Origin of the sequence: Anaeromyxobacter paludicola, assembly GCF_023169965.1 — a bacterium.
GTDB classification, from domain to species: Bacteria; Myxococcota; Myxococcia; order Myxococcales; family Anaeromyxobacteraceae; genus Anaeromyxobacter_B; species Anaeromyxobacter_B paludicola.
The window spans coordinates 2860345-2875613 of record NZ_AP025592.1 but is presented as its reverse complement, the minus strand read 5'-3'; the positions used below and the strand labels follow the sequence as shown (position 1 = coordinate 2875613).

Here is a 15269-nt window from a genome sequence, read left to right as displayed (position 1 = left end):
CCCGGAGAGGCATTCCGCGCGAGCCCGCCCCGCCGGGGGAGGAGCCGGCCCCCGCCCGGCGGGCGTGCACGTCGTCGCTTGGAAACCCCCGGCCGTGCGAGCGGCCCCCGCGCTCCACGGCTGGTGCCCACCCCCTTCAGCCCGTGGGAGGACTACGCCCGTCGCGGACCGGTACACGGCCTTCCTGGCGTGCGCAGGTCCTTCACCCAAGGAGCCCACCGAGTGGATCTCAAGCGAACTTGCCTCCTGCTGGCCCTCGTCGCCGCGCCGCTGTCCGCGCTCGGCGCCGACCACCCCCACCTCTTCTTCTCCGGTGGAGACGTGGGCGGCCTGCAGGCCCGCGCCTCGGGCACGCACAAGGCGCTCGCCGACAACCTCACCTCGGCCACTTCCCAGTTCTTCGGGACCCGCATCTCCTCCTCCGGCGTGGCGACCTGGCCGGACGGGCACACCCTCTCCATCGGAGACATGCGCGACGTCGGCAACTCGCTCGTCGTCTTCGCCTTCGACTGGCAGCTCACCCAGGACCCGCAGGCGCTGGCGCTCGCCAAGGGCTGGCTCACCACCGTGGCCTCCTGGGGCAACTACGATCTCGACGGCACGCACGACCTCGTGCAGGCCCACCTGCTCGCCGGGACGGCCGTGGCCTACGACCTCCTCTACGGGCAGCTCTCCGCGGCGGAGCAGTCGAGCGTCCGCAGCGCGCTCGTGAACAACGCCGCCGCCCTGATGGCCGCCGGCAAGGGCGGGATCTGGTGGGAGGGGCAGCCGCTCCAGAACCACGACTGGATCAACCACGCCGCCATCGGCCTCGCCGGCCTCGCCATCGACGGCGAGCCGGGCGCGGACCAGTCGGGCGCGTTCGTGGACTACGCGGCGCAGAACGCGAAGCAGATCCAGGCCGCGGTGGCCGGGATCACCGACGGCACGTGGCACGAGGGCTTCAGCTACCTCTCCTACGGCTACCAGTGGCACCTGCCGTTCGTGGACGCGCTCAAGCGCGCCGGCAAGGGCGACCTGACCGACCTCGCGGTCCTGAAGGGCGAGGGCGCCGCCCGCGCCTACGCGCAGATCCCCGAGACCCCCTGGACCTACGTCCTCTCGAATGGCGACTTCAGCTCGTTCATGCCGGACGAGGGGCTCCTCCCGCTCCGCTTCGCCGCCTCGCGGTACGGCGACGGCGTGGCCCAGGCCGCGGCCGATCGCTGGGCCCAGGGCGCGAAGCGCACCACCTACGCCCCCGAGATCAACCAGGCCGTGTTCGAGTTCCTCTACTGGGATCCGTCGGTGAAGGCGGCCGACCTCTCCACCCAGCCGCTCGACTGGTACGGCGCCGACTCGGGCTCGGTCATCTTCCGCAGCGGCTTCGACCAGGGCGCGACCCTCTTCGCCCTCAAGTGCGGCACCTTCGGCGGGCGCACCGCCTGGCAGCGCGCCGCGAACGGCGACCTCTCCCTGGGCGGCCTCAACTTCAGCCACGATCACGCCGACGACTGCGGCTTCTACCTCTACGGCAACGGGAACTGGCTCGCCCCCGAGGCCGAGGGCTACTACATCGGCCACGCCGACTCCCCCGGCCCGGCCGCCAACGCCACCGCCTTCCACAACTCGCTGCTGATCGACGGCCAGGGGCAGCTCGGCGAGGGCGTGCGCGCCAACGGCGACGACGCCTCCCGCTACGGCTGGTTCGGGCAGCGCGAGGGCAAGATCGCCTTCCACGGCTCCTCGGCCCACTTCGCCTACGCCACCGCGGACGGCTCGAAGCTCTACGACCCGGCCAAGGGGCTCACTCGCTGGGACCGGCACGCCCTGTTCCTCGATCGCAAGTACGTGATCCTCCGCGACGTCGTCGAGGCCTCCTCGGCGCACGACTTCGGCTGGCTCTCGCACTTCACCACCTACGCCGGCCAGGACGGCAGCTGGATCCACGGCGCCGGCGAGAACGGGCAGGACCTGGGCGTCGCGGTGGTGGCGCCGGCCGGGGCCAGCATGAGCTTCGACACGCAGTCGCCGGTGCACGGCAACAACTTCGACAAGAGCGGCAACTTCGCCGCGGCCACCGTGCACTCGGGCTCCACGAGCGCCGCCACCTTCCTCACCGCGCTCGTCCCGACGGCCAACGGCGCCTGGGGCTCGCGGCCGCAGGTGGTCGCCCTCGACCCGGGCCACGCCGACGCCGGCCTGACCCTCACCGCCGGCGACCTCAAGGCCGTGGCCATCTTCGCCAACGACGGCGGGTCGACCCAGGAGGCGGGCGGCTTCAAGCTCGCGGGGCGCGCCGGCGTCGTCGAGTACCAGGGCGGCGCCCTGAACCGGGTGGCGCTCATCGACGGGCAGACCCTCTCCGACGGGCAGCGCGCCCTCGTGGACCAGAGCGGCGGCGCCGGCAAGGCGGCCATGATCGAGGCGGAGGGGCTCTCCTCCGGCACGGTCACCGTCACCGGCGAGCAGCTCGCCACCGCCACCTTCTACGCCCCGCAGGCGAGCAAGGTGCTCTGGTACGGCAAGGAGATCCCGTTCCAGCGGCAGGGCGACCTCGTGAAGGTGCAGTTCGACCCGCCGCTCCAGGGCGCGGGCTCGGCCGGCAGCACCGCCGGAGCGGCCACCGCCGGCGCCGGCGCGGACGCCACCGCCGGCAAGAGCGGCGGCGGGTGCTCCGCGGGCGGCTCCGGCCTCCTCTCGGCCATCCCCATCTTCGTGGCGGGCTGGCTGCGCCGGCGCCGCAAGGCGAAGAAGGCCGCCGAGCGGGCGGCGCGCGAGCGCGAGGACCAGGAGCGCCGGGCGGCGTAGCCCGGGGCTCAGGGTTGCCCAGAATACCCGGGACCGAGCCAGGTGAGCGAGGCGCGAGCAGCGCGAGGCGCGACGACCGAGCATACGTGGAACGTATGTGAGGGAGGAGCAACGACGCGATGCGACGCGCATCGCTCGCCGCGGCGACGGGATGGGTGTTCTGGTCAACCCTTTCAGAACCGGACGGCCCGCACCGCGCCCGCCGCCCCGTCGGCGACGTAGAGCGTGCCGTCCGGTCCCACCGCGAGCCCGAGAGGCAGGCCGAAGCTGGCCTGACCTCCCGGGCCGTCGGCGTTCCCGGTCCGGCCGGTGCCGGCCACGGTGTGCACGCTCGAGGCGGCGGCGGTGGCGCCGGGCGCGACCGCGCGCAGGCGGAAGTTGCCGGGATCGGAGAGCACCAGCGCGCCGCCGGCCCAGGCGGCGCCGCCCTGCGGGGCGAGCAGCGCCACGTCGCCGGTCCCGTCGGCCGCCCCCTGCGTGCCCTCGCCGGCTCCGCCCGCGAGCGTGGTGACGGTGCGCGCCGCGTCGCGGCCGATGGCCTTCAGCGCGCGGGCCGCCGAGTCCACGAAGTAGATGCGCCCGTCGGGCCCGGCCGCGAGCGCCGTGGGCGCGCCGATGCGGGCCGTCGCGGCCGGGCCGTCGAGGTTCCCGCCGCCGGCCGCCCCCACGAGCGTGCTCACCGTCCCGGCCGCGTCGAGCCGCCGGATGCGGGCGTTGCCGGTGTCGGCGATGAGCAGGTCGCCCGTGACCGGGTCGCGCAGGAGCGCCGTCGGCATGCGGAAGCGGGCCTGCAGCGCCGGCCCGTCGGCGAAGCCCTTCACGCCGAAGGTGCCGGCGATGGTGCTGACGGTGCGCGCCGGGTCGGTCCCGATGCGCCGGATGGCGCCGTTGTTGGCGTCGGCGACGAGCAGGCTGCCGTCGGCCTCGGCCCAGACGCCCGTCGGCTGGTTGAAGCGGGCCGTGGCGGCGGGCTGGTTGTCGAAGCGCGGGTCCTTCGAGGGCTGGCCGTCCCCGGCGAGCACCGAGACCGCCCCGCCGGGCTGGACCTGGAAGATCTGGTTCGCGGCGGGCGAGGCGACCGCGAGGACGCCGCTCGGCAGCCGCGCGACGCCGGTGGGCTGCGGCAGCCCGGTCGCCACGGTGGCGACGCTCGCCGCGAACGGCCCCTGGGGCGCGGGCGCGGCGGGCGGGGCGGGCGCGGCGAGCGCGTCGGGGACGGGCAGGCCGAGCGCCTGCGCGAGCACGTTGGCCGTCATCCGCTCCACCCGGGCGTCGTGGACCGTCGAGAGCGGGTCGAGGCCGCGGGTCCAGCCGATGGTGGCCGCGTCGAACACCAGCGCGCCGCTCCCGGCGCGGTACGCGACCGCCTGCGCCAGCCCCGGCTTGCCCTCGCCGTCCACGAGCGGCGACTCCGCGAGCACCGCGGTCCCGGCCGGCACGTCGAACCCGGAGAAGACCCGGTCGTACTCGTAGCCGACCAGCATGGCGACCGCGTCGCCGGGCGCGAGGCCGGTCCCGGCGAAGAGCCAGGAGGTGGCGTCCTTCACCACGAAGGGCGACTGCAGGATGGTGAAGGACTCGTACATGGCCCCGGTGAGCGACTGCTCGGGGAGCCCGATGACCGGGTCGCGGAAGCGGCCGGTGCGGGAGGCGTCCTGGACCGGATCGGCGGCCGGGTTGGCCTTGTAGCAGGTGAGGGTGCGCGGGTTGGCGGCGCCGGCGAAGTCGCCCGGGCGCGCCTTCCAGTAGCCGGCGTTGGCGCCGAAGAAGAGGACCGGCACGCCGGCGTCGCGGGCCTGCTCGAGCAGGGTGCGCTCCTCGCCGGCCCAGTACTCGTCGTGCCAGACGCTGAGGAAGGCGCCGGTGCGCGTCAGCCCGGCGAGGCCCCCCGCGACCGCCGCGGGGTTGGTGCTGTAGGTGGCGTCGTAGCCGTGGCGCTCGAGGAACTGCGCGAAGCGGACCTCGCCGTCCCACATCGCGCCCATGCCGGCGCCGCGGTCGTAGGGGCGGTCGAAGCTCACCACGGTGGCGAGCCCGCCGGGCACCTTGGCCGAGTCGTCGCGGTAGAGCGACTCGCCCCCGTAGCCGTTGTAGGCCTGCGCCGTCTGCACGGCGGCCTGGACCTGGAGGTCGGCGGGCCGGCCGTCCACCACCACGAGCGGCGCGAACCCGACGGCGCCGTCGTCGCGCGTGAGCTTCAGGCCGTAGATCCCCGAGACCGCGTCGGCGGGCACGTCCACCGCGAAGGCGGCGGGCCAGGCGCAGCGGACGAGCCCGGTGGTGGGATCGGGCGGGCAGGGGGGCTGCGGCGAGACCGGGAGCGGACCGCCCTCCAGCACCTTGCGCGCGCCGGCCCCGCCGTACCAGCCGAAGCGGTAGAGCGCCCAGCGGGCCTGGTGCGCGGCGTCGGAGGTGGCCATCACCTGCACCCGCTCGCCGCCGCGGGCGGAGCTCCGGTCGAGGTAGGCGTCGAACCGCCCGGACCTCCAGCTCGCCGTGCCGTTCGACCAGGTGGCGTCGCCCGCGAGCGCGTTCTCGGCGGGGATGGGGCTCGCGTAGCCGGGGCGCGACGGGGGCCAGGTCCGCTCGCAGGGGCCGCCGTCGCCGCACGTCAGGCTGCCGCCGTCGGGGCCGCCGTCGCTGCCGGCGTCGGTCCCGCCGTCGGTTCCGCCGTTGGAGGTGACCGGTCTGGCGGAGGAGCCGCAGGCTGCGAGGGCGAGCAGCGCGGCCAGCCAGGCCGCGGCGAGGGCAGGGGGGCGCACGGGTGAAAGGGTGGGGGCCGGGGGGCGGGGGGACAATCACCCCCTGGGCGTCCCCCTTCTCGATCTGGCCACCGCTGGCCGCCCCTCCCCAGCCCTCCCCGCCCGAGCGGGGAGGGAGCGCCCCTCGGCAGATTCTCAGCTCGGAGCGCGGCCCTCTTCCCCTCTCCCGCGGAGCGGGGGAGGGCGAGGGAGGAGGTGCGACCCGCGGACCCCTCGGGGCAGAGGGCACGCTCGGGCTCCAGCGCGGCAGCGCTCCGACCGGAGGGCTGCCGCACGCACACCAGGATGCCGAGCTTTCGCCGGGGTGGAACATGCAGCAGGGGCGGATCCCGTCGCTCGACGGCCTGCGGGCCCTCTCGGCGGGGCTGGTGGTGTCGGGGCACGCGGCCGAGGCGATCGGCGCGGTGGCGGCCGTCCGCGGGCTCTACCTCGTCCGGGCCGCGGGCTCGATGGGGGTCACCGTCTTCTTCGTGGTGAGCGGCTTCCTCATCACCGGGCTGCTCGAGCGCGAGCGGGATCGCACCGGCACGATCCGGCTCGGCGCGTTCTGGTTCCGGCGCGCCTTCCGGATCCTCCCCGCCTGCTGGGCCTTCCTCGCCGCCATGGCGGTCCTGGCCGCGGCGGGCACCGCGCACATCCCGCTCCCGTACTTCTCGCGCGCCTTCTTCTTCCTGACCGACTACCTGGGGCTGCCGGACCACTGGTGGCTCGGCCACCTCTGGTCGCTCTCCGCCGAGGAGCAGTTCTACCTGCTCTGGCCGCCCGCGCTGCTCCTGCTCGGCCGCCGGCGGGCGCTCCGGGTGGCGCTGGCGCTCTTCCTCGCCGCGCCGCTGCTCCGGCTCGGGACCTGGTGGCTCGCCCCGGGGCTTCGCCCCTCCATGGCGTTCATGCTCCACACCCGGATCGACGCCGTCATGCTCGGCTGCGTCTTCGCGCTCGCCCGGGCCGAGGGGAAGGGGAGGGCGGTCCTCGGCGCCCTCTCGCGGGGGCCGGTGGCGGCGGCCGCCGCGGCCTTCCTCTTCCTGGGCGCGCCGCTCCTGTTCCGGGCCTTCGCCTGGGACTACCGCTTCTGGCTCGGGTACCAGGCGGAGGCGGTGGCGGCCGGCGCGGTGCTGCTCTGGGCCACTGGCCACCCCGCCGCGCTCGCCGGGCGGGTGCTCAACTCCGCGCCGGCGGTCCACCTCGGCCGGATCTCGTTCGGCCTCTACCTCTGGCAGCAGCCGTTCCTGAACCGCGAGCTGGGCTGGTCGCCGGGGATGGTCCTCGCCGGCGTGGGCGCGGCGCTGCTGATGGCGGAGGTGTCGCGCCGGTTCGTCGAGGAGCCGGCGCAGGCGCTCCGGCGCTGGCTAGAGCGCGTCCGGACGCTTCCCGTGCCGCGCGACCACCACGGTGTGGATGCCGCCGCGAACGGCGAAGTCGCCCACCACCTCCATGAAGCGCGGCTGTAGCAGCTTCACGAGGTCGTCGCAGATCCGGTTGGTCACCGCCTCGTGGAAGGTGCCCTCGTCGCGGAAGGCCCAGAGGTAGAGCTTCAGGCTCTTGAGCTCCACGCAGAGCTCGGCCGGGACGTAGGTGAGCCGGATGGTGGCGAAGTCGGGCTGCCCCGTCACCGGGCAGACGCAGGTGAACTCCGGGCACTCCATCCGGATCTCGTACGGGCGGTCCGGCTTCGGGTTCTTGAAAGTCTGAAGGTCTCGGGAGGGGCTGGTCGGCATGGGGCGGCCTTCTATCATCCCCTCTGGGGGGAGCGCGAATGGGTACCGGCTGGCGGTATTTCCGCCCGGACACCGGAAAAGTTACAGGGTTCAGCCGCGGCGCGTCGGAGTCCGCGAGGCAAGCCCTCGTAATCCGTCGGTGCGGTGGTAGGCAAGCCGATTGCTTTAGGGCAGGGCATGAAGACGACGACCCGGAAGCGTACCCCCCGCCTCTCCCCGCGCCGCTTCGTGACCACCCTCGGTGACCTCGTGAGCGCCGCCTACGACGCCGCCGACGGCTTCGGCGAGAAGCGCGTCGAGCGCGCCAAGCTCATCCTCACCCGCTCTCCGCTCGCGCGGGCGATGTCGCCCCACGTGAGGTTCGTGTGACGTCCCACCCCTTCCGCGGGGCCTAGCCCACCCCGCCGCAGTCGCAGTGGCAGTCTCCCCCACCGCGAGGCGGTCCCGGCCAGCACGGCGGGGCCGCCTCCGGATTTTAACGGGACATGCTGTCCCGCCCCGCCGGCGGAGCCGTCGGGGCCCCACCCTCCGCTCGGCGGGTCCCTTACGCTTCGCCTGCGGCGAAGCTCGCCCGCCCTGGAGGGCTCCGCCCTCCCCCGCTGCGCGGGGACCCCTCCCGCCGCCCCCGCCGCGCCTACAGCGCGACGCCCGCCATCGCCAGGATCGAGAGCAGCAGCACCACCAGCGCCTCGCCGGCGATGAAGCCGGACGCGAGCGGGGTGCAGTAGCTCTCCTCGCCCTTCGGCGAGAAGCGGCGCCAGAGCGCCTGCACCAGGCCGCCGAGCACCATCGGCAGCACGGCGTAGCCGGGGATCAGCATCCCGAGCCCCACCGCGGTGGGCGACGGCAGGTAGCGGTGCCGGCGCGGGTCGGCCTCGAGCACCGTCAGCACCACCCCGAGCGCGAGCGCCACCGCGAGCGCGGTGAGGCAGCCCTTCGGCAGGGTCGAGAAGCCCTTCGCGAGCAGCTCGGCGAAGCCGGCCCACTTCACCGAGATGGGGGACGAGAGCCCGTCGCCGCCCACGCCGTAGCGCGCGCGGAGGGCCGGGTAGGCCACCGCCACCGCCAGCGAGCCGACCGGCACCGCCAGGAGCTGCACGATGGTGAGGTGCCGGTAGTTGGCGCCGACGATCTGGCCGGCGCGGTAGTCCTGCATGAGGTGCTCGCCGTTGGCGGCCACCGTCCCGCTCATGCCCGAGCCGATCATGTTCACCGGGATGTGGCCCGGGACGATGGCGGCGAAGACGGCCTGCATGAGGTTGGCGAGGGCGCTGATGGGCGCCCAGTTGGTCTCGCCGAGCACCCGCGTCCCCACCAGCATGAGCGGGAGCGAGAGCAGGAGCGAGACCGCGGTGAGCCAGAAGGGGAAGCCGAGCGAGATCTTCTGGACGACCGCCAGGGCCACCGAGAGCCCGAGCGCGCCCCAGACCACCAGCCGCATCGGGAACTCCTCCGGGGCGCCGGCGAGCTGCTTGCGCGAGAGCCCCTGGAAGCTGCGCAGCACCACCTTCCACTTGAGCGCGAGCGCGGTGAGGCCGCCCGACACCATGAGGCCGGTCGCGGGCCACATCACCCAGCGGAGCACCGCCGCGAAGGTCTGCTCGGGGACCACGCCGGCGCCCACGAGGAGCGGCGGCGCCAGCACCCAGGCGACGATCATCCCGAGCCCCATCGACAGGGTCACGCGCAGGCCGACCAGCAGGCCGGAGCCGAAGGAGAGGAGCGAGACCTCGGAGCCCATCCGCAGCGCCGCGCCGTGCGCCCCGAAGCCCACCTCGCCCGGGATGAGGGGGAGCAGCTGCAGCACGCGGTCGCCGGCCAGCTTCAGCTTCCAGTGGAGGTCGCGGACCACGGCCACCAGCGCCGAGAGGAGCAGGCCGAGCCCGAGCGCGCGGACGCGGTGCGCCGCCTCGCGCCGGTCGAGGTCGAGGACCAGCATGGTCTCGCCCGCCGCGGTCCCGTCGGCGAAGGGGAGGTTCTCCTCGTCGATGTAGTGGCGCCGCAGCGGCACGGCGAGGAGCACGCCGAGGAGCCCGGCCACGGTGAGCCAGGAGAAGATCTGCAGCGTGGAGAGGTGGACCGAGAAGCCGAGCTCCGGCTTCGCGTTCAGCATGTCGAAGGCCGCGAGCAGCGTGCACATGAAGCCGGCCTGGCCGGCGGCGGTGCCGGCGGTCTGCACGAGGTTGTTCTCCCAGCGCGTGCCGCGCGCGCCGGTGGCGAGGCCGATCACCCCGAGCGCCAGGTAGCCGAAGAAGGCGCTCACCACGGAGATGTTGGGCCCGTAGCCGATCTTGAGGACCACGTACGGATACGAGGCGCCGATGAGGGCCGCGACGGCCATGGCCGTGAGCACGGCGCGCAGGGTGAGCTCGCGCCTGGGCTCGGCGGGCAAGGGGCTCTGCTGGGCTTCGGCGGGGACGCGCATGTGAGCGGGCATTCAAGCCCATTCCGGGGGGGTGCGCCAGCCGCCTGCATCTCCCACCTGGCGTCAATCCCCTGACGGTGGGTGCGACGCCCACCTCCACTTCATTCCAGGAATTCCGGGCCGCTCCGGAGCGCTCGCCTGGGCGGCTGGTGTCTAGCCCCCAGCCTCCGTGTCTCATGGCCACCTGACCGGGGTGCCGAGCGTCGAAATGACCGCTCCATCGGGGCGCCCCACGACCCAGGAGCCCCAGTGAAGAAGACGGCCCTCATCCTCGCGCTGCTCTGCCCGCTCGCCGCCTCCGCCGCCACCCACCCGCGCCTGTTCTTCGGGCCCGGCGACGTCGCCCGCCTGCAGCAGCAGGCGAAGAGCACGCACCAGGTGGTCTACACCGGCCTCAAGAACGGCGTCGATCAGTTCGTCGGCACGAACATCGCCTCGGACGGGACGGTCACCTGGAACACCGGCCGCACCTTCAACGTCGGCGACCGGCGCGACATCGGCAACGCGCTCGAGGTCTTCGCCTTCCTGTGGCAGATCGACGGCGGCTCGCAGTACTTCCAGCTCGCGCACGACTGGCTGATGTCCGCCGCCTCGTGGGGCAACCTGGACCTCGACGGCTCGCAGGACCTCATGCTCGGCCACCTGCTGACCGGCGTGGCGATCGCCTACGACCTCCTCTACCCGAACCTGACCGCGTCCGAGCGGACCACGGTCCAGCAGGTGATCGCCCGCAACGCCGCCGCGCAGTACGCGAACGCGGTGAACGGCGTCTGGTGGTCGGCCGAGTACGGCCAGAACCACAACTGGGTGAACACCGACTCCTTCGGCCTCGCCGCCCTGGCGCTCGAGGGCGAGTGGGACCAGGCCACCGTGGACGCCTGGCGCAACCAGGCGGTCGCCAACGCCCAGCACATCGCGGCGGTCACCGACCCGATGACCGACGGCGCCTGGCACGAGGGGCCGAGCTACCTCGCCTACGGCCTCCTCTGGCACCTGCCGTTCGTGGACGCGCTCAAGCGCGCCGGCCACGAGGACCTCACCGCGATGGGCATCGTGAAGGGGCTCGGCGCCTACCGCGCCTGGAACCAGCTCCCCGAGCAGCCCAACGCCTACGTCCTCGCCTACGGCGACTTCTTCGGCTTCGGCCAGGACGACCAGCTCTTCGCGCTGCGCTACGCCGGCTCGCGCTACGGCGACGGCGTCGCCCAGGCGGCCGCCGACCGGTGGCTCGCGGGCACGAAGCGCAACACCTACGCGCCCGAGCAGAACGCCCAGATCTTCGAGTTCCTCTACTGGGATCCGAGCGTCGCCACGACCGACCTGCACACGCAGCCGCTCGACTGGTACGGCCCGAACATGGGCGGCGTGGTCTTCCGCTCGAGCTGGGACCCGGGCGCGCTGCTCTTCGGCCTCAAGTGCGGCGACTACGGCGGGAAGAGCTTCTGGCAGCGGCTCGCGGCGAGCGACCCGCTCCTGCCGGACCTCGACTTCAGCCACGACCACGCCGACGACAACGGCTTCTACCTCTACGGCAACGGCAGCTGGCTCGCCCCCGAGGCCGACGGCTACTACATCGGCCAGCCCTCGTCGCCCCCGCCGATGGCGAACCAGACCGTCTACCACAACAGCCTCACCGTGGACGGCGCCGGCCAGCTCGGCGACGGCGTCCGCTCGAACGGCGACGGCTCCACCCGCTACGGCTGGTTCTCGCAGCGGCAGGGGCAGATCTCGTTCCACGGCTCGACCAGCCACTTCGCCTACGCGGTGGGCGACGGCGCGAAGCTCTACCCGGCGTCGATGGGGCTCACCCGCTGGGACCGCCACGCGCTCTTCCTCGATCGCAAGTGGGTGGTGCTCCGCGACGTCGTCGAGTCGAGCCTGTCGCACGACTACCACTTCATCGCCCACTTCATGAACGGCGCCAGCCAGGACGGGAGCTGGATCCAGGGCACCGGCACCGGCGGCCAGCTCCTCGGCGTGGCGGTGGTCGCGCCGCAGGGCTTCGGCGTGGACTTCTTCACCCAGGCGCCGGCGCACATCTCCGACCTCAACCCGGCCGGCCAGGTCTCGGTGGCGTCGATCCACCCCGCCGCGCCGGCCCAGAACGCCACCTTCCTCACCGCCCTCGTGCCCACCGGCAGCTGGGCGGGGCGGCAGCAGGTGGCGGCGCTCGACCAGAGCCAGGCCGACGGCGGCCTCACCGTGACCGACGGGGCGCACGTCGCCGCGGCCATCTTCAACTCCTCGCCGGCGGGCGAGCGGCGCGCCGGCGGCTACCACCTCGTCGGCACCACCGGCGTGGCCGAGTACGACGCCGGCGCGCTCTCGCGGGCCCTGCTGGTCGCGGGCTCGCTCCTCGAGGACGCGACCGGCCCGGTGCTCCAGCAGGACGGCACCTCGACGGTGCTCGAGGCGGACGGGCTCAACGGCGCCACGCTCGCCCTCACCGGCGACGCGCTCGGCAAGGTGACGGTGCGCGCGCCGGCCGCCCAGGCGGTGACCTGGTTCGGCCAGGCGGTGCCCTTCTCGCGCCAGGGCGACCTCGTGCTCGTCAACACCGCGCTCGCGGCGCCCCCGGGCGCCAGCACCGGCGGCCCGACCGACCCGGCCACGGGCGCCACCGGCACCCCCAGCTCCGGCGGCGCCGCGGCCGGGGGCGCCGACACCGGCACCTCGACCGCCGGCTCCACCGCCGGCAGCGGCGGCGCCCTCGCGAGCGGCGGCTGCTCCGCCGGGGCCGAGGCCGGGCTCCTCGCCCTCATCGGCCTCCTCGGCGCGCTCCGGCGCAAGCGGCAGGCGAAGCGCGAGGACGAGCGGCGGGCCGCGTAGCGCCCGCGCTCCCCTCCAGGACGGACAGAGGCCCGCCCCCCGTCGATCGGGGGGCGGGCCTCCTCGCGTCTGCCGCCGCCTCGGGGGAACGGCGGTCCGCGCGCCTCGTGACCTGCGCGCCTACGCCGCGGCGCCCTCGCCGGCCAGCGCGCCGAGCGGCCACTCGATCTCGACCGCCAGCGCCTGCAGCTCGCGGCGCAGCTTGTCCTTCGCCCGGATCTCGAGCTGCCGGGCCCGCTCGCGCGAGAAGCCGAAGTGCTCGCCGAGCTCCGAGAGCGTGACCGGCTTGTCGGTCATGAGCCGCTTCTCGATGATGTACCGCTCGCGCTCGTCGAGCCGCAGCAGCGCCTCCTTCACCTTCCCGGAGAGCAGGCGCTCCTCCTGCGCCTCGGAGAGCGCGTGGTCCTGCGGCGCGCCGTGGCCCACCAGCATGTCCACGTGGGCGTACCCGCCCCCGTCGCCCATCGGGGCGTCGAGCGAGAGGTCGCGCCCCTCCATCCGCTGCTCCATCTCCTTCACGTCGGTGGTCTTCACCCGCAGCTTGCGGGCGATCTTGTCGGCGTCGTTGCCGTCCGACTCGAACCCGTGCTCGGAGGAGAGCTTGTCGAGCTCGCGCTTGGTCCGGGCGAGCGAGAAGAAGAGCTTCCGCTGGGCCTGCGTGGTCCCGAGCTTCACGAGCGACCAGGAGCGCAGGATGTAGTTCTGGATGTACGCGCGGATCCACCAGACCGCGTACGAGATGAGCCGGATCCCCTTGTCGGGGTCGAACTTCTGCACGGCCTTCATGAGCCCCAGGTTCCCCTCCTGGATGAGGTCGGACATCTTGAGGCCGTACGACCGGTACTCGTAGGCCACCTTCACCACGAACCGGAGGTTCGAGGTCACGAGGTGGTGCGCCGCGCGGGTGTCGCCGCTCGCCCGGTACTGCCGGGCGAGCCGCTGCTCCTCCTCCACCGTGAGGAGCGGGAAGTTCTTCAGCTCGGAGAGGTACAGCTCGAGAGAGGTGGCGTTGGTGGCGCTCGGCACGCTCTTCATCTGGGCTCCGTCCTTGGTCTTGGGCATCGCGGGCCAGGAGGTCAGCAATGCGCGTGCCGCCGCGCGCGGGCCCCGCCGGATGGGCGGATCCGGGCCGTGCACCCCGCCGATGAGGACTGGACCGGGCGATCTTGCAGCGCCCGCTGCGGCACCAATTACAGCCCCGCCCGCCCCGGGACGCGACCGTCGGCCGCGGGCTCTACCGATTGCCCGGTGGGCGAGGGCTCGAGCGAGCCCCGCCGGAGCGGGAGCCCCACGGGAAGCCAGCCCATCCACCAGAGGACGCCCAGGTAGGCCGCGAGGAAGCAGAGGCCGCAGACGGCCAGCGCCGTGAAGCGCGTCGGCGCGGCGTGCAGGGCCAGCCAGGCGGGCGGGGTGGCGAGCGCGGTGGCGAGGCCGTAGCGCGAGAGCTCGCGGAGGGGCAGCGCGCGGAGGAGCGGCACGCCGAAGAGCGTCGCGGTGCGCTGCAGGAGGAGCAGCCGCCCCAGCGCCTCGCCCGCGATCCAGCCGGCCATCGCGCCGGGCGGGCCGAGGAGCCGGAGCCCGGCGAGCACCAGCGGCACGGTGGCGGCGAGCTTCACGAGCGCCGCCGCCAGCACGAACCGGTTCTGCGCCCGCGCCCGCATCACGCCGTCGAGCGGCAGCGCCGAGAGCGCCACCGAGGCGAGCGAGATGCGGAAGATGGGCGCCGCCGCGAGGTAACGGTCGGTGAAGAGGAAGCCGATCAGGGCCGGCGCGCAAGTGAAGAGCACGCCCATGAGGGGCAGGAACGCGAAGGAGAGCCGCGCCACCGCCTCGTGGAAGAGCGCGAGCCCGCCGCGCCCGCCCTGGCGGTCGTCCTCGGCGAGCCCGAGCTGCAGCACCTCCGACACCGGCGTGTAGAGCACGTCCACGATGGGGAGCTGGAAGCACCCGACGCTGTACACGGCGAAGGCGGCCGCGCTCACGCTCGCGGCCACCGCGTACTGGTGGAACTGCTGCTGCGGGATGAGCGCCAGGAAGGCGACGCCGAAGGGGAGGGCGTAGCCGAGCTGCGCCTTGAGCGCGGCGCGCGAGCCGCGCAGGCCGTGGGCCCGCGCCAGCAGCGCCCAGGCCGCGGCGGCGCGCAGGCCGAGGGCGAGAGCGATGCCCGCGAAGAGCCCCTCGAGCGACCGGGTCGCGAGGGCGCCCCCGATCATGGCCGCCGCCCGCGCCCCCTCGGTGGCGACGCGCACCGCCGCCGCCGCGCCGATCCGGGAGAGGCTGTTGTAGGCGTGGTCGAGCGACGTGCCGGCCAGGTACAGGAAGGTGATGCCGGCCACCCACGGCAGGTGGCGGTCGAGTTCCGGGTTGTGGAACTGGAGTTCCAGCAGTGGGCGCGCCAGGAGCACGAGCAGCGCGGCGAGCGCTCCCACCGCGGTGGTCGCGAGGAGGGCCTGGGCGATGTACCGGTCGCGCTCGGCCGGCTCCCGGGGGACGAAGTAGTAGAGGCTCGGCGTGACCCCGAGCGGCAGCACCAGGTAGAGCGTGTTGATGACCAGCCAGGCCTGCTTGAACGTGCCGTACTGGGCCGGCAGGAGCACCCGCGCCAGCACGAGCGGGGCCCCGAAGGTGAGGGCCGCCCCGGCGAGGCGCGCGAGCATGAGGGGCCTCGCCCGCCTCAGGATCGACTGTGCCATTCCGCTCGGGAATGTACGGAGCGGCCGCCCTCCGCCGAAGGGCCCGTCCCGGGGG

General features: G+C 74.0%; 9 protein-coding genes. 4 read left to right on the top strand and 5 right to left on the bottom strand.

Annotated features, from left to right (window positions below; translation table 11 throughout):
• Positions 1–222 precede the first annotated feature (222 nt).
• The gene (locus AMPC_RS13030; protein ID WP_248341587.1) at positions 223–2790 is read left to right on the top strand and encodes a heparinase II/III domain-containing protein; all 2568 of its coding nucleotides are present in this window, start codon (positions 223–225) and stop codon (positions 2788–2790) included.
• Positions 2791–2963: 173 nt separating this feature from the next.
• On the opposite strand, the gene AMPC_RS13025 is transcribed toward AMPC_RS13030, so the two are convergent.
• Positions 2964–5552 carry a N,N-dimethylformamidase beta subunit family domain-containing protein gene (locus AMPC_RS13025; RefSeq protein ID WP_248341581.1) on the bottom strand — a complete coding sequence of 863 codons (2589 nt, stop codon included), beginning with the start codon at positions 5550–5552 and terminating at the stop codon, positions 2964–2966.
• A 311-nt stretch (positions 5553–5863) separates the two neighbouring features.
• Here AMPC_RS13025 and AMPC_RS13020 point away from each other — a divergent pair, with 311 nt between their 5' ends.
• Complete coding sequence (locus AMPC_RS13020) at positions 5864–7000, top strand: acyltransferase family protein (protein ID WP_248341580.1); 1137 nt, start codon at positions 5864–5866, stop codon at positions 6998–7000.
• Here the strand turns inward: AMPC_RS13020 and queF are convergent.
• The gene (gene queF, locus AMPC_RS13015) at positions 6899–7267 is read right to left on the bottom strand and encodes a preQ(1) synthase (protein WP_248341579.1); all 369 of its coding nucleotides are present in this window, start codon (positions 7265–7267) and stop codon (positions 6899–6901) included. The genes AMPC_RS13020 and queF overlap by 102 nt on opposite strands.
• A 177-nt stretch (positions 7268–7444) precedes the next feature.
• Between queF and AMPC_RS13010 the strand changes: the two genes are divergently transcribed.
• Positions 7445–7636, top strand: coding sequence for a hypothetical protein (locus AMPC_RS13010; RefSeq protein WP_248341576.1), 192 nt, complete (start codon positions 7445–7447; stop codon positions 7634–7636).
• A gap of 265 nt (positions 7637–7901) precedes the next feature.
• Here AMPC_RS13010 and AMPC_RS13005 read toward each other — a convergent pair whose 3' ends face one another.
• Positions 7902–9692 (bottom strand): OPT/YSL family transporter, encoded by a 1791-nt coding sequence (locus tag AMPC_RS13005; RefSeq protein ID WP_248341574.1) that lies wholly within the window; start codon positions 9690–9692, stop codon positions 7902–7904.
• A 249-nt stretch (positions 9693–9941) separates the two neighbouring features.
• On the opposite strand from AMPC_RS13005, the gene AMPC_RS13000 reads away from it, so the two are divergent.
• Positions 9942–12521 (top strand): DUF4962 domain-containing protein, encoded by a 2580-nt coding sequence (locus AMPC_RS13000; protein ID WP_248341572.1) that lies wholly within the window; start codon positions 9942–9944, stop codon positions 12519–12521.
• A 120-nt stretch (positions 12522–12641) separates the two neighbouring features.
• Here the strand turns inward: AMPC_RS13000 and rpoH are convergent, their stop codons facing one another.
• A complete protein-coding gene (gene rpoH / locus AMPC_RS12995; RefSeq protein WP_248341571.1) occupies positions 12642–13583 on the bottom strand; it encodes an RNA polymerase sigma factor RpoH in 942 nt (313 codons plus the stop codon).
• Between the two features lie 128 nt (positions 13584–13711).
• Positions 13712–15178, bottom strand: a complete 1467-nt coding sequence (locus tag AMPC_RS12990; protein WP_248341570.1) for a lipopolysaccharide biosynthesis protein — start codon at positions 15176–15178, stop codon at positions 13712–13714.
• Positions 15179–15269 lie beyond the last annotated feature (91 nt).